The sequence below is a fragment of the Psychrobacter sp. H26 genome, from assembly GCF_059073035.1.
This window is the reverse complement of sequence record NZ_JCACRW010000001.1, coordinates 1809510-1826692: the sequence shown is the minus strand read 5'-3', so window position 1 is coordinate 1826692 and position 17183 is coordinate 1809510. Positions and strand designations below refer to the sequence as shown.

Below are 17183 nucleotides of genomic sequence, written 5' to 3'. Positions count from 1 at the left end.
GCCTCTCCAATAGTGCCATCCATCATTATATTTGCACCGTCTATCGCCCATCTAAAGCGAATAGTGCTTGCAGACGCCTGTCTAAATGGTTTATAAGTAAGCGTATAAACATTAATCCTACTATTATTTATACTGTCATTGATACTTTATTGACCAGGAGTTAGTCATGTCGCGTTTGTCTATACCGTCAGTCGCAGCGTCGTGCAGTTTATTATTATTTACCTGTAGTATCACCGGACAAGCCCGCGCAGATAGTATGAGTGCACTTATTGCTCAAAAGTCAGTTCAGTCTGATACCCATGCACGCTATATATCCTCCTATCCAGTAGTCCCTGCTGTCAAAGTAAGTACACACTCTACTATTCAACGTGCAAGCTTACCTCGACGCTCTACCGAAGTATTGCCAACATACAACAAAAACTACTCTATGAGTTCTACTTATCAGTACCCTGAGATACAGCGTCAGGCGCCTCAAGTATTGCCCGCGTTTTTATCAGGTAACTATGACAACGTCGACAGCGAGTATTTGCCGCTACTGAGTAATGCTGAAACGCAAAGCAATAGGGCTGCGCGTGAGGTGGTGAGTACGGCCCGCAAGATGGCACTTAACGAGCGGACGATTATCAAAGGGGGCTGCTGGGACTATCTGAATGCGGTGTTTAATCGGGCAGGGGTGACCCGCAACACTATCCATAAAGGCACGTATGCGCAAGGCCCTTATGCCACTAGCAGTGACATTGAGGTGGGTGACTGGCTCTACTATATCAATCATGGCTACAATGGCGTCGAGCATAGTGGACTGTTCGTCGGTTGGGTCGATGAGCGTGCCAAGCAAGCATTAATACTGAGCTATGCTGGCGAAAATCGCCGTGAGCCTGCGCGCTACCGTGTTTATGATTTAAGCAATGTTTATCAAATTATGCGCCCTAGTGTTTAGTGTTTGATATTTCCAGTTTGACAACATGTTCTATAATTGAATAAAAAAGCGTCCGCAACTCATTGAAGTTACGGACGCTTTTGTTTTACAGGTTAAATGGTTCTTCTGAACCTAAAACGGTTTTACCACGACCAAAATCACGATAATCACTAAGGCAAAAACAGGCACTTCATTGAACCAACGCCAAAATTTATGGGTTTTATAATGCGGATTATCAATCAGCTTTTTGCGATAAAAACCGCAAGCGCCATGATAGCCTGACAGCAGCACTACTAATAGCAATTTGACGTGTAACCAGCCCTGGGTTTTGTAGACATCCCAGCCTAGTCCTAACATCCATAGACCAAAAACCCATGTCGCTATCATCGATGGGGTCATGATACCGCGATATAGCTTGCGCTCCATAATAGAAAAACGCTCTTGGCTAATGGTGTCATCACTCATTGCATGATAAACAAACAGGCGAGGCAAGTAGAAGATCGCCGCAAACCAGCAGACCATCGAGATGATGTGTGCTGCTTTAATCCAATTAAAATAATCTGCCATTACTTAATCTCTTGTTATTAGCCATGTGTTACTAGGGCGTGTCCCTAATTCAAACTTTTATCACTAAATGGGCTAAAAATGGTTAAATCTTTGACAAACGGCGTCAAATAGCTGGTCAATATCTCGATATTGTCTGTACCATTTTCCTTGTTTGCCTGCGATTTATCTTATTTCTATCTCCATTTTTAAAATAGGGAAACGTCCTAGGCTTATTTTCATATGCTGTCTGTTAGGGCTAACTGTTGATACGTCAAATGCAGATTATGGGTGCAGGTTACTGACGCATGTTGTTAATGCACAGCAACTGCACATGGCCACATTAGTCAGCCAATACCACTTGGGTTTGATGACCGTTCATTGCATCCATTACAGGCAATACTTTAGGTGCTCTTGGGGCAGCAAACTGCTTGGTTAGACCAAGCTCACGCATGAGCCTATCGTCGCCTGATTGACTTGCGTTACCAGTCGTCAGTAACTTGTCACCATAAAAGAATGAGTTGGCACCTGCCATAAAGGCTAGGGCTTGCTCAGAGTCTGATAGACTCTCACGCCCAGCAGACAAACGCACGTAACTGGTTGGACAGCAAATACGCGCCACAGCAATGGTACGAATCCACTCAAGTACTGATAGTTGACCCTCCGCCAACACTTTATCACCAATTGGTGTCCCAGCAATAGGAACCAACAAGTTCACAGGAATAGATTCAGGTGCTTTTGGCATCTTGAGTAGCTCATGGACCCAATCAATACGGTCATCACGGCTCTCACCCATGCCAACGATGTTGCCACTACAGACATTAATGCCAGAGTTGCGCACGTTTTCTATCGTATCCAAACGCTCGTCATAGCTACGTGTGCTGACCACTTGCTCATAATAGCTACGCGAAGTATCTAAGTTATGATTGTAATAGTCCAGTCCTGCATCGGCGAGCTGTGTTGCTTGGTTGGTATCGAGCATGCCTAGCGTCATACAGGTTTCAAGCCCCAATGCTTTGACTTCCTTAACGAGCTCTACCACATAAGGCATATCTTTGGCGCTTGGATGCTTCCAAGCCGCACCCATACAGAAACGTGAGGAGCCAGTTGCTTTAGCACGTTTTGCTGCGGCGATGACCTTATCCACTTCTATACGTTTTTCTGCTTGTAGCTTAGTCGTGTCGCGGTGGTGACCTGATTGCGAGCAATAACCACAATCTTCAGGACAGTTGCCCGTCTTAATAGACAGTAGCGTACTGATTTGTACTTCATTGGCTTTGAAATGCTCTCTATGAATGGTTTGCGCTTGTAGCAGCAAATCCATTAACGGAAGGTCAAACAACTGAGCGATATCGTCACGGCTATATATGGTCGACGTACTATCATTGATTAGGCTGTCATCGATTGGGCTATCGGCGTTTGGTTCAGAGATGCTAAGCAATCCTGCCATAAGGTAAGTCCTTTTATAGATATTAAGTAGTATTAGGTAAAATCAATATTGTTATCTGTTGTCATTTATAAGGTAACAAAAAAGGTTGCAGTATAGTATACCGCAACCTTTTTAGAAAATCAGAACCCTGCTAGAGAGTATGTATAAATGTCACAGTAGCGCACATAAATAGTAAGGATTTATATTCTGATCAACTGCATGACAAACTTTTTACTACTTACTATGATCTAATACATTAGCCGTTTATGTAACCAGCTCAATACTGAATCTCTGATTTATTTGACCTGACTTACGATTATTTATTTACCCAATTTGTGCTTAGCAACCCCAACCCAATGTTCAGCAAGCTGCTGTGCTTTATAAGCATAAGGCTTGGCTTTTTGGATATATGGTTTGCACTCTTCTGGTACAGCTGGCACGATATGTTTAGCCAGCTTATTGAACCACATCATTAGGCTATAGTCGCCTTCAATGCTCAGATTACCTTCTTGAACAGCTGTCATAAATGCAGGTAAGCTGCCTTTGGTTAATAGCTTTACACCAGTCATAGAGTCTTTGAAAGTGATGGTAAGATCTGCGTCTTTTGCATGACCACTTTGTTGACTAAACTGTCCGTTATCAAAGCTAAAAGAACGAGCGATATCAGATTCGGTACTGGCAAACTCAATGGTGACGTTGCGATCAGCAAATAATACTTTGACATCTTCGTTGTCGCTATCAGCTAGCATAGATAGACGGTAGCCAACGACTGCGAGCAATGCATCTAATGGGTCAGATTTGATATCTAATACAGGAATAGTAAACATAGTGGAACTCCTAAAGGATGGGGCATAAAAATAAAGCGTACTTTATACCAGTTTTTATGATAAATATATAATTAGATTATAAACTATCAGCTGCTTTGAACTCTTTAGGAGTTAAGTAGAGTGCGTTAAGTATCTTGTAACATTCGATGTCAGTATTATGAATGAGACAGCGGCATATATAAGACAGGATTAGTGAAAGCGTGGATGGTAATCATCATCGTAAACAGGTGTATGCTCAACATAACGTGCCGCTTCCAGCTCGCGCTGCTGACTCACTGACTGGCTCACATCGTCGTAACGCAATGCTCGATACAACACCCAACCTGCCAAAGGCAACCAGCTGATACCCATAGCAATGACATAGCTGTGCCATTCTGACAGTGCAGATAACATCGAGCGACCTGCCAAGATATTCTGGATAACCTCAACGCTCAGCCAATAAGCCATCCCGCCAAACAGATACCATAAAAGCCAACGCTGTGATGATAAGGCGAGTGCCACAATCATCCCTACCAGCAAGCCATAGCCCAGCCAAGCTGTGCTACTCCACGCCTCTACACCAATAAAAGAAAAAACCGTCATTACCATCATTCATCTCGCTATTCATAAGGTGAACTCCAATGAAGCTATTATGAAAGGTTGTCGGACAAAGCTAAAGAGGGTATAGGCGACTTTGCGACAACCGTTGACGTTTGATTTTTTTGGTTTGTTTTTAAGATATTTGATGGCTAGGTTTTAGGCTAAGCGCCGTGAGGATTGGCGCTTATTTTGAGTAATACGGAAATGGTCTTGTTTGCTTGAGAGGGTGTTTATTAGCTAGCAAATTCGCCAATATGGTTGTCGGTTTTAGAATTGACAGTTTGCCAAACGCTTAGACTCGATTGGTACGATTGCCCCACCACGATAGTAAGGACACCAAAATAGCGCCGATCAGCATAAGACCAATTGTGGTGACCCAGTGTGGACCAGTAGGATATTGCCATGGCATGACGTTATTGATTGCCTCGCTGTTAAGCGCACCCAAAGCATCTACTTTCCACGGCCAGACTTTTACTAGAGAGCCTGCGATAAACCCTGTCAGCAGTGCCAATGTTGCTTGATAGTAGCGGGACAATAACCACTTTAATGCGCGAGTAAATAACAACAATCCAGTTGCCATACCTGCGACGACAGTTAGAATGACGCTTAGGTTCATCGTGTCGACTGCTTCTAGTACCGCATCGTAAGCACCTAACAGTAGCAAAATAAAAGACCCTGATATACCTGGCAGGATCATAGCACAAATAGCGATTGCCCCTGCAAAAAACAAATAGGGAAGACTGGGTGTGGTTGTGAGCAGTGGCAGGCTACTAACGCCCACAGCAGTGATTAATCCAATAGTAAACAATGCCACACGGCCTATGTTCCAGTGCTTGATTTCACTCAACAAAATAAATACGGTCGCGACAACCAGCCCAAAAAAGAACGACCAAATGAGGAGCGGTTGATTGTCCAGAAAATGCTTGATCATACCAGCTAACGTAGCAAAACTTGTGACAATACCAAGTAGCAAGCACAACAAAAATGTCGCATCAACATGGCGCCAAATCGCAGCGAATCCTTTAATGCCGCCTTCTTGGCGAAATATCTGCCACAAATTGGGACCAATGCTACCAAGCGCATTAATCAAGCGCTCATAGATACCGGCAATCAGTGCGATGGTGCCGCCAGAGACACCAGGTACGATATCAGCGGCTCCCATAGCCATTCCTTTGAGATAAACCCCCAAAAGCTGTTTTGGGTTGTCGTTGCGTACAGCCTCAGTGCTAGTATCAAGTGGCTGCGCTGCTGACGGCTGGTTTTGCCGCGGAGATTGTGGTGCCGTCATGAACAGTCCTTTATTTTTTGGAAGTGAGTATGGTTTGAGAGTAAGTGTCATCTAAGCATGAATGACTAATAAGTAATAAAAAGTATAAGTGGTGGGTATTACTAGGATCTTAAACCTTCGAAGTAAAACCATCTCATAAGACATGCCCTAACGCATAAAAGCTGGATCAATGAAAAAAACATTAATCCAGCTTAGCAGAGGCTCTAGAATGTTTAGTGATTACTCAGTAGGCGCAAGCGCTGGATAGCCGAGTGCATAAAGCGTACCCTCAAGACCAGTCACATTAATAGCGGCATCTGCACGTGCTTGCACGATTGGCTTAGCATGATAGGCAACCCCTAGATCAGCAAGCGCCATCATCGGCAGGTCATTAGCACCATCTCCGATACAGACCACTTGTGACATCTTGATGCCCAAGCGTTCAGCAGTATGCTCGACGATAGCGGCTTTTTTGGCACCATTAACAATAGGAAACTGCACATGACCAGTTACTTCATTGTCTTCAATATCCAAGGCGTTAGCATGGACTTCATCGATACCCAGCTGCTCAGCGATATAGCGGGCAAAATAAGTGAAACCGCCTGAGACCAGCACCGTATGATAGCCCAATGCTTTTAGCGCACTGATGGTGGTACGTGCACCAACTGATAATGTTAAGCGGCTACAAATATCATCAAGTACCTCAGTAGAGGTGCCTTTTAGCAACGCCACACGCTGAGCAAATGACTCATCAAAATCAATCTCGCCGCGCATCGCAGCTTCAGTGATGGCTTCGACCTCTTCACCAATACCAGCCGTTTTTGCCAGTTCTACGATGACTTCTTGTTCAATCAAAGTCGAATCCATGTCAAAGCAAGCAAGCTTATGGGTGCGCAGCATATGACCGACAGACAAAATATGACAATCGACAACGTTTAGGTCGACAGCACTATCTGCAATACCAGTGTTGTATTGTTCAGACAAATCATGACGCAGGCGAGTGGTTAGCTGATCATCGATGATGTGGGCGGCGGCAGTCTTTTTGCCGGGATGCATTAGGGTGTCAGTCACGGGTACTAGCAAATAGCGGTACACTTGAGCATTGGTAAAAGGGAGGCGCTGTGCATCTGCCGCCGTCGGCTCCGTATCAGATACTGTGATATTGACAAAACTGGCATCAGTATCTTCTGCGACAGTCACCAAATGCCAGCTTGGCTGTTCATCTACCCAAGACTGAATGTATTGATGAATATCGATTGCTGATACTTGAGTCGGTAGCACGACGATAAGTGCAAAAACAGGTAGCGATTGTAGCGCATCAAAATCTTGCAGATTGGTATCATCAGGCAATAATGTCGCAATAGAGTCGACGGCTTGCTGCCATGCTTTGCTGTCTTTTGGTAACGAATAAGAGGTATTTTTTGGCATGGCTCATTTGTCCCTTGTATGCTCATATAAGATTGGGAATAATAACAGTTTTCCTAAGCAGCGCCTATAGATGACGCGCAAAGTAACAATGATGTTTAAAAACAGATTTTATGGTGTAAGACGCGATAGAAATGCATTGCTGTTATTATGATAAATTTATAAAGCGACTCACGCTATAAGGTTTGTTATGGTGATATAGTAGACAAGACAAACTGAGCAATAGGTAGTAACGCCAAGCTAAAGACATCAGAGCCTATGTGCTGATAAACCTCAGTGAAGTTGCATCAGTATGCCCGCATCAACATTTTCTAAAAAATAGCCAAAAAATGAGCAATAGCCTCGTTTTTTAATTTCTTTTCTCCAAAAAAGTTTACCATATCATGACGTATTTAGCGCCGCGGCAAGGGTTGTTTGCCATTATTCTTCTGGTTAGTTTTTGTTTGCAGACGCTGTTATTGGTCATCAGTACCGACCAACAGCTGAGCAAAAGTCGTGCGTTAAAAGGCGAGCAGATGGTCGCCCAGCTGATTGATGAAGCAAGGCTGTCTTTGGAAAACAAAGACCGCGTCAGTCTTAGCGTTATTGCTAATCGCTATACCAGCGAGCAAGATGTGACACGGATACTTATCAAAGACAATACCGACGAGATTCTAGTGCCGGTAGGTAACGCGCCGATGCAACAAGGGGATACGATTCGTCAAATCGCAACCAACGGTGACGCGGTGATTGGTAGCGTTGCACTGACCCTAAAAGATGTCAGTAAGGGCGAAATCATTACCATGCAATGGCCGTTTGTGATCGGCACGATGCTGCTGCATTTATTGTTATGGTTAATCTATGGTTATCTTGCACGCCCTACCAAGGAGCAAATCAGCGCACTGAGTCGCAGTATTCAAGAGCTGTACCGCGAGCAGTATAATCAGGTCGACCAGCGAGGCTACAATCGTGATCTTGAGCGTCGCACAGACACTAATAGTCAAGCATCTGGCGCCGCTTCCGAACAAGCGCTGACCGAAGACACAACGAACACACGTACGTTCAATGTACATAACGAAGTCAACGAATATCTCAGAACACAGCAAAATCAAGGCGCCAGTGACGAAGCGAGCAGCTTGACCGCCACGACTGAGGATAGCGCTGCTAATACAGCGGCGACGAGCGACGATCAGCCCAGTAGTCATACAGCTAAACTGTCTGCGACACGAAACGTTGATAGCGTACGAGTCCAAATCGTCTTTCATGATGAGTTCAATATGCTGGAGCGTTTAGCACCAGCTCAGCGCCTACCTTATCTGGCGCTGTGTACGCAACTGCTCAATCAGGCAGTGACCGAGCTACTCAAACAGCCACTATTGCTTGGCGTCAATGCGACCAATGAGGCACGTTTCGAGGACGATGGCGCAAGCGTGGTATTAAAGGCGGACAATAGCCATGCAAAAGTGGCGCTGGCTGGTGTGATGCTCGCCAAATTGTACTTGATGCTTAACAAAATCATTCACGATAAGCATATTGAGCTGTCACGTTTTGCCTTACCAGCAAAAGCAGGTGTCAGCGATGAGGCGCAAGCAGAAGCAATGACACATCTGCTACAGAGTATCGGCAAAAAAGAGCAGCTGTTGATACTATTACCTAATGCAGGTCTCAAACAGATCAGCAATCATGTACAAGTACATAGCATCATGCGCCCAACGACAGTTTATGAGCGAGAATGTGCGATATTCGATGGTGGTAATGATTCCCTGATTCAGCGATTGGCAGACGTGCGTAATGCGGTGCTGATGATTGAAGACGACGATGAGTCGTCTATGTAGAGGCGTTATTTATATTACAATTGTCCGCTATATTACCTATATCACGGTCTTGGCACTGAGGCCGAAATGTGACATATTAAGAAAAAGCATTGACAACATTCAACAGAGACTTTATAAGGCATATATATATTGATGTATATTCAACACCCTTGCCTAAAAATGATAGGAGTTTGTCATGAGTGACGCTGATATTGACGACGATTTTGATGATGATTTTGTCGACGATGATGATGCAAAGATGGTCGAAGAAGCTGAGACGAGCGTACGTACGCGCTTAAGTAGTCTTGAGAAGCGTCGACTGATCGATAATTTGCTAGAAGAAAAGCGTTTGGCTAAAGAATTAAAAGACGATCTAGATGATATAGACAATTTTGATGAAGACGGCGATGACTGGGACGATGATGACTTTTAATTTGTAGGCTTTGATCGTCTAAGCTGACTAAAGTGCTTTAATGATCGACCGTCACATTACTATTCAATTGTTGATATAGAGTACTCGCTGTTTGTTGTTATTTACAGTTACTCGCAGTCGTTTCTATCTGATGATACATACTTCATAAAGGCTGCTTGGTTTTAGTGATTCAAGCAGCCTTTGTTTTCAAACCATCTACCATCTTGCATACAATGGATCAATCGCTGCGGTTGATGATATCTATCTTTCAAGGACTACCAAACCATGAGTAACCAACTAAGTTTTGATGAATTACTAGATTATTTGGATAACCAAGAGAGCCAGTTCGTGCTCGATAGTGTTGCGGCGCATGGCTTTTTGACAGCGACTGTCATCGGTCGTCCACTGCCTAACTGGATGGATGCGCTTTTTGAAGGGCATGTGAGTGAGATTCCAGACAATGTCATCGATGGCATCAAACGCTGGCGTGACTCGATCATGGCTGAGCTAAAAAACGAGACGCCAATTGAGTTACCATTTGGTGAAGATGCTGGTGACGAAGAGGTAGCAGTTGATTTCTCAGATGAGTCGGATATCGTGGCTTGGTCGATTGGCTTTGTCGATGCGATGTATGGCGATGAGGCGAGCGATTGGTTCGAAGACGAAGAGACAGCAGAAGACGTTGCTGTACTGACCTTGCCAATGATCGTACTAAGCGGCATCGATGATGAAGATCCAGAGCTGTCTGAAATGCGTAAAGATGAAGATAAGATGGTACAAATGGCCAATAGCATCGAAGGTAATTTGACCGAGCTGTTCTTATTATTCCATACCAATGACTAGTTGTTGCTCTAAGAGACTGTGCTACTGTGTGTGGTACTACTAGCGATATATAGCAGCACACAATAGCAAAGTCTCTTTACTTATATTAAAGCTGCCCCATGTGGTTTTGGTCATTTTCTTAGATACGTTATAAGTCACTGATAAGGTCTTATTATGGCTGTGCAACTCTCCAACCTCGAACACCTACCTAATTATCAAATCACCGAGCGCCTAGATGTGGTATATGGCAGTACCGTACGCTCAAAGCACGTCGGTAAAGACTTGTTTGCTGGACTAAAAAACATCGTCGGTGGCGAGCTGACGGCTTATACCGAGCTGTTAGAAGAGTCACGTCAAGAGGCGATAGATCGTATGATAGTCAAGGCAGAAGCGCTGGGTGCTGATGCAATTGTAGGACTACGTTTTTCAACTTCTAGTATCGCACAGGGTGCCTCAGAGCTGTTTGTCTATGGTACGGCTGTCAAAGCGGTACCGCAGCAACAATTCCAAAACCCGCCAAGTGATAGCCACCATCACTCAGCTCAACATACGAATCCTCAAACCCCAACCGCGCCCGATGATTTACCGCGTTTCAATCCCTTTGGTTAATTTTGTTTGATTAATTCATTTCGGTTAATTATATAATGCTAAAAGCTGTAGTGCTTTTTATGATGAGAGACGTGCCATGAATGACTCACTGATGCAAGTGCTTATCAATTATGGGCCGTTTGTCTTTCTATTCGCTGCTGGTTGGTTTTTTGGCTCGCGTCACGAGCGTCAGCATTTGGCGCAGCTAAGAGTAGCAGAGCAAGCATTAGGTGATATTACCGTCTCAAGTGAACGCTTTTATCGTCCTCTGCTGGCGACTGGTAGTGAGGGTGAGCTGGTACTGGGTAGTGTCGTCATCGCGCAAGATTATTTTAAAATGATTATCGCCCGTATACTCAGTGTCTTTGGCAAAAACCTAACCACCTACGAGACATTATTAGATCGCGCGCGCCGTGAGGCGATCGTCCGTATGCGCACCCAAGCAAAAGCCAAAGGCTACACACATATCTATGGTTTGCGCTTAGAAGTCACCAACGTCAACCAATTGGGCAGTATGGTAGAAGCCATAGCCTATGGTACAGCGGTAATCAGTACTGACCATACATCTGCTACACCTCACGTGATACCCGTCTAGATCGTTTTTACCTCAGTCTCAGACATATAAATTGATAGTTGACTGACGAGTAGTCAAAAAAATCAAATACATACACTTTTACAACGATATACTGAATTTTGCCGTTCCGTTATTATTTCGGTTCGTATGGACTAAAAATCGTTATTGCCAAAAATTAGTACTACAAGAATCAGTACTACAAGTACTCGTACTATAAAACCAATACCGTAAAAGACCAGTACCATAAAGAATTAATACCGTAAAAGATGAGTATCATCAAAAAATTGTCGTTCTAAGCACACAGTTGTGTGAATCAAGATTATATAAAGAGCTGACAACATCGATGGCTGTTACCCCAGATATCAGCAGGATTGGCTGATTGAGCATCACAACGTTGTCATAAACTTGCCCGTGTAAGGGCTCTATCTACAAGGATGTAGTTATGGAAGGTGTGGAGTTAGTCACGTTTGTAAATTCAAAAGTTATTCCTATCAGTATTTTTTTGATTATGATGGGAATGGGACTGTCCCTAGTTACCAATGACTTTAAACGAGTCGTCAAGTACCCCAAGGCCGTCGGTATAGGTCTCACCAATCAGCTTATATTTTTACCATTAGTTGGTTTTGCTTTAGCGGCGTCTATGTCATTAGAGCCTGAGTATGCGGTTGGGGTTATGTTGCTGGTACTGTGTCCTGGTGGCACCACATCAAACCTATTCACTTATCTTGCCAAAGGCGATGTCGCCCTGTCAGTTACGATGACCGCTATTGCCAGCGTCATTACTGTATTTACCATTCCTATCGTACTTAGCTTTTCGCTCGTCTATTTCATGGGAGCGGGCAGCGAGTTCCAACTGCCAGTCGCCAAGACCATGATTAGCCTGATTGCGCTGACTATCCTGCCGGTTAGTATCGGGATGCTGATCAAAAACTATAAGCCTAAATTTGCTGATAGAGCACAGGTTATGGTATCCCGTTTTGGGGTGATCTTTTTGAGCTTCTTGGTGCTTTTCTTGAGCTATGTGCAACGAGACATCATCGTAGAGGCCTTAATTGCTACTGGTCCTGTATCGCTCATATTAAACGTATCAACGATGGCACTTGGGTATTATACGAGTAAATGGTTTGGTCTCAATCCTGAACAGAGAAGATCAATCACCATGGAAGTCGGTCTACAAAACAGTACGCTATCGATGTTTATGGCATTGACGCTGCTCGCTAACTATAAGATGTCGTTGACGCCAGCTATCTATACGCTAATTATGTTCTTGACCGCTGGTATCATGGTCAGAGTATTCACAGCTCAGCACAATAAAGCCAAAAAAACCGAGATAGAAAACAGTGTATTGGCAGCACGTAGAATGTAAGGTGTTTAAGATAACCGTAGTAATGTATTGTCACGCCAGTTGAGACAGTACTTGGCAAAAAAGTAGCAATGTATGGCGCAATAAAAAAGCCCGCAACACGCTTCGTATAAGGAAGTGCGTTGCGGGCTTTTGTGTGTAGTACCTCTTTTCATCTCGAATCTAAAATCTTCGTCTGTCCATTTTTGCTCTCGCCTCGGCAGTTTGCTCTTTGACCTTTTCGATTTCAAATAAGAACGTACGGTTTTTGAGTACGGCAACGAATACCACGCCGCCCACCGTATTGCCCGCCAGTACCACGACTAAAAATACCAAATAGTGCCAAAGGCTGACAATATTGCCATATAGCAGTGCTGAAAATACCTCGATGTTGCCCACGATGCTATGGTGCAATCCCAAGAACCCGATACTACCAGTGATGAGGGTGACCAAGACGATACGGCTCAGAGTGTCACGGGCAGAAGTCACTAACCATGCGGCGACGCCCATCATCCAGCCTGCTAGCACTGCACTGCCAAAGATAACCCACCACTCAAACCCCAAAATATGCTCGGCATAGGCGTCAATAGCATGATCTGTAAACAAGTGCATGTGTAGCCCCAGACCGATCATAAGGGCTGCAAATATACAACCGCCCACGATATTACCAGCAATAACGATGCCCCACAGCCTGAGCAATTTATGCAGTGGTTCGATTTTATTGAGTACAGGCAGACTGAGTAGGGATGTTTGTTCAGTAAACAGTAACGACTGACCGATCACCACGATAATAAAGCCAATCGGATAGAGTAGGGACGACAGTACCATCGCATAGCGACTGGGTAGCACGTCATTCAGTAGTGCAAATGCGGATAAAATCACAAAAAAACTGATACCAATCTCGAGTCCAGCGGTAAAGGCACTGGTAAATAACGAACCAAGTGAGCGTTTAAAGGTTTCTTTGGCATGGATGACTTGCTCTACCAAGATACTGGCGTAGCTTTTTGCTTGGCTTAGATTGTCATCACTGGCGACTTTTTTGATGGTTTCTTTATCTTCTTCGCTGATTTCTTCTGGCAAGTCATCATTATCTAGTTCTTCGGTAGCTTTTATGTGGTCATCTGAGTGATGACTGTCCATATCAGAGCTGTCTTTTACAGCGTGGCTGTGCTGTAGTGTATGACTGTGCTCCATACTGTTATTTTCGTGACTGCCATTCAGCGCATCGTCATCTGAATGTAGATGACTTTTGGTAGTCGTGTGCAGAGCCTTATCGTTTGGCAAGTTGTTCTGAGAGTTGGGGGGTTGCTCGGTATCTTGGGGCACGGTCAGCTCACTGTTGGTTATATAATGTTTTAGTACGTTTCAGGCTTGGTAGTTTTAAGTTTTAGTATGCTCAAATTCAGCTATCATCCATATTTTATCGTACGAGGGTAAGATATTCTGTTGCGTATTTGGCTGACTGGGGTTGTTAATTGAGGAATAAATGCGGTTCACGTCCTATAAATTGCCTTACCATCTAACAAAATATGCCTATCTGCGTTAAAATCACACTATCAATAATTTTCTCTGTTTTTATAGCATTCTGTGCCATCTCAGTTTGACCACATTCATTACCAACAATAAGATCACCCTATTATGAGTAACCAGACCCTCACGCAATCTATCCAAGCGGCGCTAAGCCAACTAGAAAACGCCTATAATCCTGCACAAGTCGAAGCAGGTATGTATCAAGGCTGGGAAGAGAGCGGCTACTTTCAGCCGACGTTTGACAAAGACGAGTCATTTTCTATCGCCTTGCCACCGCCGAACGTCACTGGCTCGCTGCACATGGGTCATGGTTTTAACAACGCCATCATGGATGCGCTCACTCGTTATCACCGCATGGATGGTGACAATACGCTGTGGCAACCAGGTACGGATCATGCGGGTATCGCCACCCAGATGGTTGTTGAGCGTCGTTTAGAAGCGCAAGGTATCAAACGCCGTGATATGACGCGTGAAGACTTCATCGATAAAGTATGGGAATGGAAAGAAGAGTCGGGCGGCAATATCACCAGCCAAATTCGTCGTCTAGGTAGCTCGGTTGATTGGTCGCGTGAGCGTTTTACCATGGATGATGGTCTATCTAACGCAGTAAAAGAAGTGTTCGTTCGCCTGTTCGATGATGGCTTGATCTACCGTGGTAAGCGTCTGGTGAACTGGGATCCAAAGTTCCAAACCGCACTGTCTGATCTAGAAGTCGAAAACCATGATGAAAAAGGCAGCTTATGGCATTTCCGCTACCATTTCACAGATAAAGACTTAACGACGCAAGATGGCAAAAACTATCTGGTCGTTGCTACCACACGCCCTGAGACGCTACTTGGTGATACGGCGGTCGCGGTCAATCCTAGCGATGAGCGCTATGCACACCTAGTTGGCAAAACGATTACCTTGCCAATTACGGGTCGTGTTGTGCCTATCGTCGCTGATGATTATGTCGAAAAAGACTTTGGTACCGGTTGTGTCAAAATCACCCCAGCGCATGATTTTAACGATTATGAATTGGGTCGTCGCCATAGCTTGCCACTCATCAATATTCTCGATGAGCGCGCTAATATTCTACCAGCGATGGAAGTCTACCCTGATTTGCAAACGCGTGAACCAGAGCTTGAGACCACGCCGAGCGAATATGCAGGACTTGAGCGTTTTGCCGCGCGTAAGTTCCTTGTAGCGCAAGCAGGCGAGCAGGGCTGGCTAGAAGATATCGAAGACTACGCGCTAAAAGCCCCGCGTGCTGAGCGTGGCGGTACAATCGTTGAGCCGTGGTTGACCGATCAGTGGTATGTCGCAGTCAAAGAACTTGCCAAGCCTGCGATTGACGCAGTAGAAGACGGCAGCATTGAGTTTGTCCCTGCGCAGTACAAAAACATGTATATGGCGTGGATGACCGATCTACAAGACTGGTGTATCAGCCGTCAACTCTGGTGGGGACATCGTATCCCTGCATGGTATGACGATGCGACAGGTGAGATCTATGTCGCTCGTGATGAAGAGGAAGTGCGTACTAAATACAACCTAAGTGATGATGTAAAACTGCGCCAAGACGATGACGTACTCGATACGTGGTTCAGCTCAGGTTTATGGACGTTTAGTACGCTTGACTGGGCAGACGTCAACGCTGATCCGCGCGTAATGGATACCTTTCACCCAACCAGCGTGCTCGTGACAGGTTTTGACATTATCTTCTTTTGGGTGGCCCGCATGATCATGATGACCATGCACTTCGTGAAAAACGAAGACGGCACGCCGCAAGTACCGTTTAAGACCGTCTATGTGCATGGTCTGGTACGTGATGGTAATGGTCAAAAAATGTCAAAATCAAAAGGTAACGTCTTAGATCCGATTGATCTGATCGACGGTATTGAGCTTGAAGCGCTGGTAGAAAAACGCACCAGCAATATGATGAATCCAAAAGACGCGGCCAAGATTGAGAAGCAAACGCGTAAAGAGTTCCCAGAAGGCATCCCGGCTTATGGTACGGATGCGCTGCGCTTTACCTTTACCTCGTTAGCCAGTACTGGTCGCGATATCAACTTTGATCTAAAACGTGTCGAGGGCTATCGCAACTTCTGTAATAAAATCTGGAACGCCAGCCGTTTTGTCCTTATGAACTGTGTGGATGGCGATAGTAATGCTAAGCCTATCGACCAAGTGGCCAACCCTGACGTATGGGAGTTACCAGAAAAGTGGATCATGAGTCGCCTAAACTCTAGCATCAAAGACATTCATCAGCATTTTGCTCAGTATCGTCTCGATATGGTCAGCCAAGATATCTATGAGTTCATCTGGAACGAGTACTGTGACTGGTACGTTGAGCTTGCCAAAGCCAGTCTAAATGATGAATCGGTATCTGACGAGCGTAAAGCGCAAATCCGCTATGTGCTGTTACATGTGCTCGAGACGGCGCTACGTTTCACTCATCCAATCATGCCGTATTTGACTGAGCAAATCTGGCAGACCATCGCGCCCCTACTGGGTCGTAAAAACACTGACAGCATCGTAGTCGCTGACTATCCACAGACTGATGCCAGCCAAATCAGTGAGCAGACTGAAGCGGATATGGCGTGGCTACAAGAGCTGATCGCGAGCGTCCGTAACATCCGTGGTGAGATGAAACTGGGTAACGCGGTACGTCTGCCAGTGCTACTACAAAACGTCTCTAGCGACGAAGAAGCGCGTCTATCCCGTATCAAAAACCAGTTCAAAGCGCTTGCCAAAGTCGAGAGCTTAGAGATCGTCAAAGAAGGCAATGAAGTGCCACTATCGTCATCAAGTATGGTCGGTCAACTACGGGTACTCGTACCGATGAAGGGTCTAATCGATCCAACGGCTGAGCTGGCACGTCTAGGTAAAGCGCATGAAAAGCTACAAAAGCAAGCCGATGGTATCGCGCGTAAGCTCGGTAATGAAGGCTTTGTCAGTAAAGCACCTGCGGAAGTGGTCGATGCTGAGAAGGCGAAACTGGCTGAGTTAGAAGGGCAGTTGACGGCGATGACAGCGCAGATGGAGCAGTTGAAAGCGTTGTAAGTAAAGCAAAAGCTTAAAGAGCATAGCCTCAGCATCGGAGTCCTTTAATAAGGGGCAAATATGCGATGCATGGGACGGTGCTCTTTAATAGCTT

15 protein-coding genes are annotated in these 17183 nt (G+C 45.0%); 8 read left to right on the top strand and 7 right to left on the bottom strand.

The window, feature by feature from the left end; all coding sequences use genetic code 11:
* The first annotated feature begins 166 nt into the window (after positions 1-166).
* Positions 167-937, top strand: a complete 771-nt coding sequence (locus tag AC5JPT_RS07565) for a hypothetical protein (RefSeq protein ID WP_493857673.1) — start codon at positions 167-169, stop codon at positions 935-937.
* 111 nt (positions 938-1048) lie between these two features.
* On the opposite strand, the gene hemJ is transcribed toward AC5JPT_RS07565, so the two are convergent.
* The 6 genes from hemJ to serB form a co-directional block, all read right to left on the bottom strand.
* Positions 1049-1483 (bottom strand): protoporphyrinogen oxidase HemJ, encoded by a 435-nt coding sequence (hemJ, locus tag AC5JPT_RS07560; RefSeq protein ID WP_319050960.1) that lies wholly within the window; start codon positions 1481-1483, stop codon positions 1049-1051.
* A 319-nt stretch (positions 1484-1802) separates the two neighbouring features.
* The gene (gene bioB / locus AC5JPT_RS07555) at positions 1803-2909 is read right to left on the bottom strand and encodes a biotin synthase BioB (protein ID WP_493857672.1); all 1107 of its coding nucleotides are present in this window, start codon (positions 2907-2909) and stop codon (positions 1803-1805) included.
* A 299-nt stretch (positions 2910-3208) separates the two neighbouring features.
* Complete coding sequence (locus tag AC5JPT_RS07550) at positions 3209-3715, bottom strand: SCP2 sterol-binding domain-containing protein (RefSeq protein ID WP_493857671.1); 507 nt, start codon at positions 3713-3715, stop codon at positions 3209-3211.
* A 189-nt stretch (positions 3716-3904) separates the two neighbouring features.
* Positions 3905-4297 (bottom strand): AciT family ciprofloxacin tolerance protein, encoded by a 393-nt coding sequence (gene aciT / locus AC5JPT_RS07545; protein WP_493857670.1) that lies wholly within the window; start codon positions 4295-4297, stop codon positions 3905-3907.
* A 289-nt stretch (positions 4298-4586) separates the two neighbouring features.
* Positions 4587-5582 carry a DUF368 domain-containing protein gene (locus AC5JPT_RS07540; RefSeq protein ID WP_493857669.1) on the bottom strand — a complete coding sequence of 332 codons (996 nt, stop codon included), beginning with the start codon at positions 5580-5582 and terminating at the stop codon, positions 4587-4589.
* 219 nt (positions 5583-5801) lie between these two features.
* On the bottom strand, positions 5802-6989 hold the full coding sequence (gene serB / locus AC5JPT_RS07535) for a phosphoserine phosphatase SerB (RefSeq protein WP_493857668.1): 1188 nt from the start codon (positions 6987-6989) through the stop codon (positions 5802-5804).
* A 380-nt stretch (positions 6990-7369) separates the two neighbouring features.
* Between serB and AC5JPT_RS07530 the strand changes: the two genes are divergently transcribed.
* From AC5JPT_RS07530 to AC5JPT_RS07505, 6 genes are all read left to right on the top strand, one after another.
* Positions 7370-8800 (top strand): hypothetical protein, encoded by a 1431-nt coding sequence (locus tag AC5JPT_RS07530; protein ID WP_493857667.1) that lies wholly within the window; start codon positions 7370-7372, stop codon positions 8798-8800.
* Between the two features lie 175 nt (positions 8801-8975).
* The gene (locus AC5JPT_RS07525) at positions 8976-9212 is read left to right on the top strand and encodes a PA3496 family putative envelope integrity protein (RefSeq protein ID WP_057761656.1); all 237 of its coding nucleotides are present in this window, start codon (positions 8976-8978) and stop codon (positions 9210-9212) included.
* 264 nt (positions 9213-9476) lie between these two features.
* A complete protein-coding gene (locus AC5JPT_RS07520; protein WP_319050953.1) occupies positions 9477-10034 on the top strand; it encodes a YecA/YgfB family protein in 558 nt (185 codons plus the stop codon).
* Between the two features lie 153 nt (positions 10035-10187).
* Positions 10188-10622 carry a YbjQ family protein gene (locus AC5JPT_RS07515; protein ID WP_493844273.1) on the top strand — a complete coding sequence of 145 codons (435 nt, stop codon included), beginning with the start codon at positions 10188-10190 and terminating at the stop codon, positions 10620-10622.
* 76 nt (positions 10623-10698) lie between these two features.
* Positions 10699-11196: a YbjQ family protein gene (locus AC5JPT_RS07510; RefSeq protein ID WP_493857666.1), complete on the top strand. Its 498-nt coding sequence runs from the start codon at positions 10699-10701 to the stop codon at positions 11194-11196.
* Between the two features lie 421 nt (positions 11197-11617).
* Positions 11618-12541 carry a bile acid:sodium symporter family protein gene (locus AC5JPT_RS07505; protein WP_057761648.1) on the top strand — a complete coding sequence of 308 codons (924 nt, stop codon included), beginning with the start codon at positions 11618-11620 and terminating at the stop codon, positions 12539-12541.
* Positions 12542-12700: 159 nt separating this feature from the next.
* Here AC5JPT_RS07505 and AC5JPT_RS07500 read toward each other — a convergent pair whose 3' ends face one another.
* Positions 12701-13843 (bottom strand): formate/nitrite transporter family protein, encoded by a 1143-nt coding sequence (locus AC5JPT_RS07500; RefSeq protein WP_493857665.1) that lies wholly within the window; start codon positions 13841-13843, stop codon positions 12701-12703.
* A 312-nt stretch (positions 13844-14155) separates the two neighbouring features.
* Between AC5JPT_RS07500 and AC5JPT_RS07495 the strand changes: the two genes are divergently transcribed.
* Complete coding sequence (locus AC5JPT_RS07495; RefSeq protein WP_493857664.1) at positions 14156-17089, top strand: valine--tRNA ligase; 2934 nt, start codon at positions 14156-14158, stop codon at positions 17087-17089.
* The last annotated feature ends 94 nt before the right edge of the window (positions 17090-17183 follow it).

Bases quoted from the DNA above. Each gene is read 5' to 3' on its own strand.
- AC5JPT_RS07565 (WP_493857673.1), top strand. From the start codon at position 167: ATGTCGCGTTTGTCTATACCGTCAGTCGCAGCGTCGTGCAGTTTATTA.
- hemJ (WP_319050960.1), bottom strand. From the start codon at position 1,483: ATGGCAGATTATTTTAATTGGATTAAAGCAGCACACATCATCTCGATG.
- bioB (WP_493857672.1), bottom strand. From the start codon at position 2,909: ATGGCAGGATTGCTTAGCATCTCTGAACCAAACGCCGATAGCCCAATC.
- AC5JPT_RS07550 (WP_493857671.1), bottom strand. From the start codon at position 3,715: ATGTTTACTATTCCTGTATTAGATATCAAATCTGACCCATTAGATGCA.
- aciT (WP_493857670.1), bottom strand. From the start codon at position 4,297: ATGACGGTTTTTTCTTTTATTGGTGTAGAGGCGTGGAGTAGCACAGCT.
- AC5JPT_RS07540 (WP_493857669.1), bottom strand. From the start codon at position 5,582: ATGACGGCACCACAATCTCCGCGGCAAAACCAGCCGTCAGCAGCGCAG.
- serB (WP_493857668.1), bottom strand. From the start codon at position 6,989: ATGCCAAAAAATACCTCTTATTCGTTACCAAAAGACAGCAAAGCATGG.
- AC5JPT_RS07530 (WP_493857667.1), top strand. From the start codon at position 7,370: ATGACGTATTTAGCGCCGCGGCAAGGGTTGTTTGCCATTATTCTTCTG.
- AC5JPT_RS07525 (WP_057761656.1), top strand. From the start codon at position 8,976: ATGAGTGACGCTGATATTGACGACGATTTTGATGATGATTTTGTCGAC.
- AC5JPT_RS07520 (WP_319050953.1), top strand. From the start codon at position 9,477: ATGAGTAACCAACTAAGTTTTGATGAATTACTAGATTATTTGGATAAC.
- AC5JPT_RS07515 (WP_493844273.1), top strand. From the start codon at position 10,188: ATGGCTGTGCAACTCTCCAACCTCGAACACCTACCTAATTATCAAATC.
- AC5JPT_RS07510 (WP_493857666.1), top strand. From the start codon at position 10,699: ATGAATGACTCACTGATGCAAGTGCTTATCAATTATGGGCCGTTTGTC.
- AC5JPT_RS07505 (WP_057761648.1), top strand. From the start codon at position 11,618: ATGGAAGGTGTGGAGTTAGTCACGTTTGTAAATTCAAAAGTTATTCCT.
- AC5JPT_RS07495 (WP_493857664.1), top strand. From the start codon at position 14,156: ATGAGTAACCAGACCCTCACGCAATCTATCCAAGCGGCGCTAAGCCAA.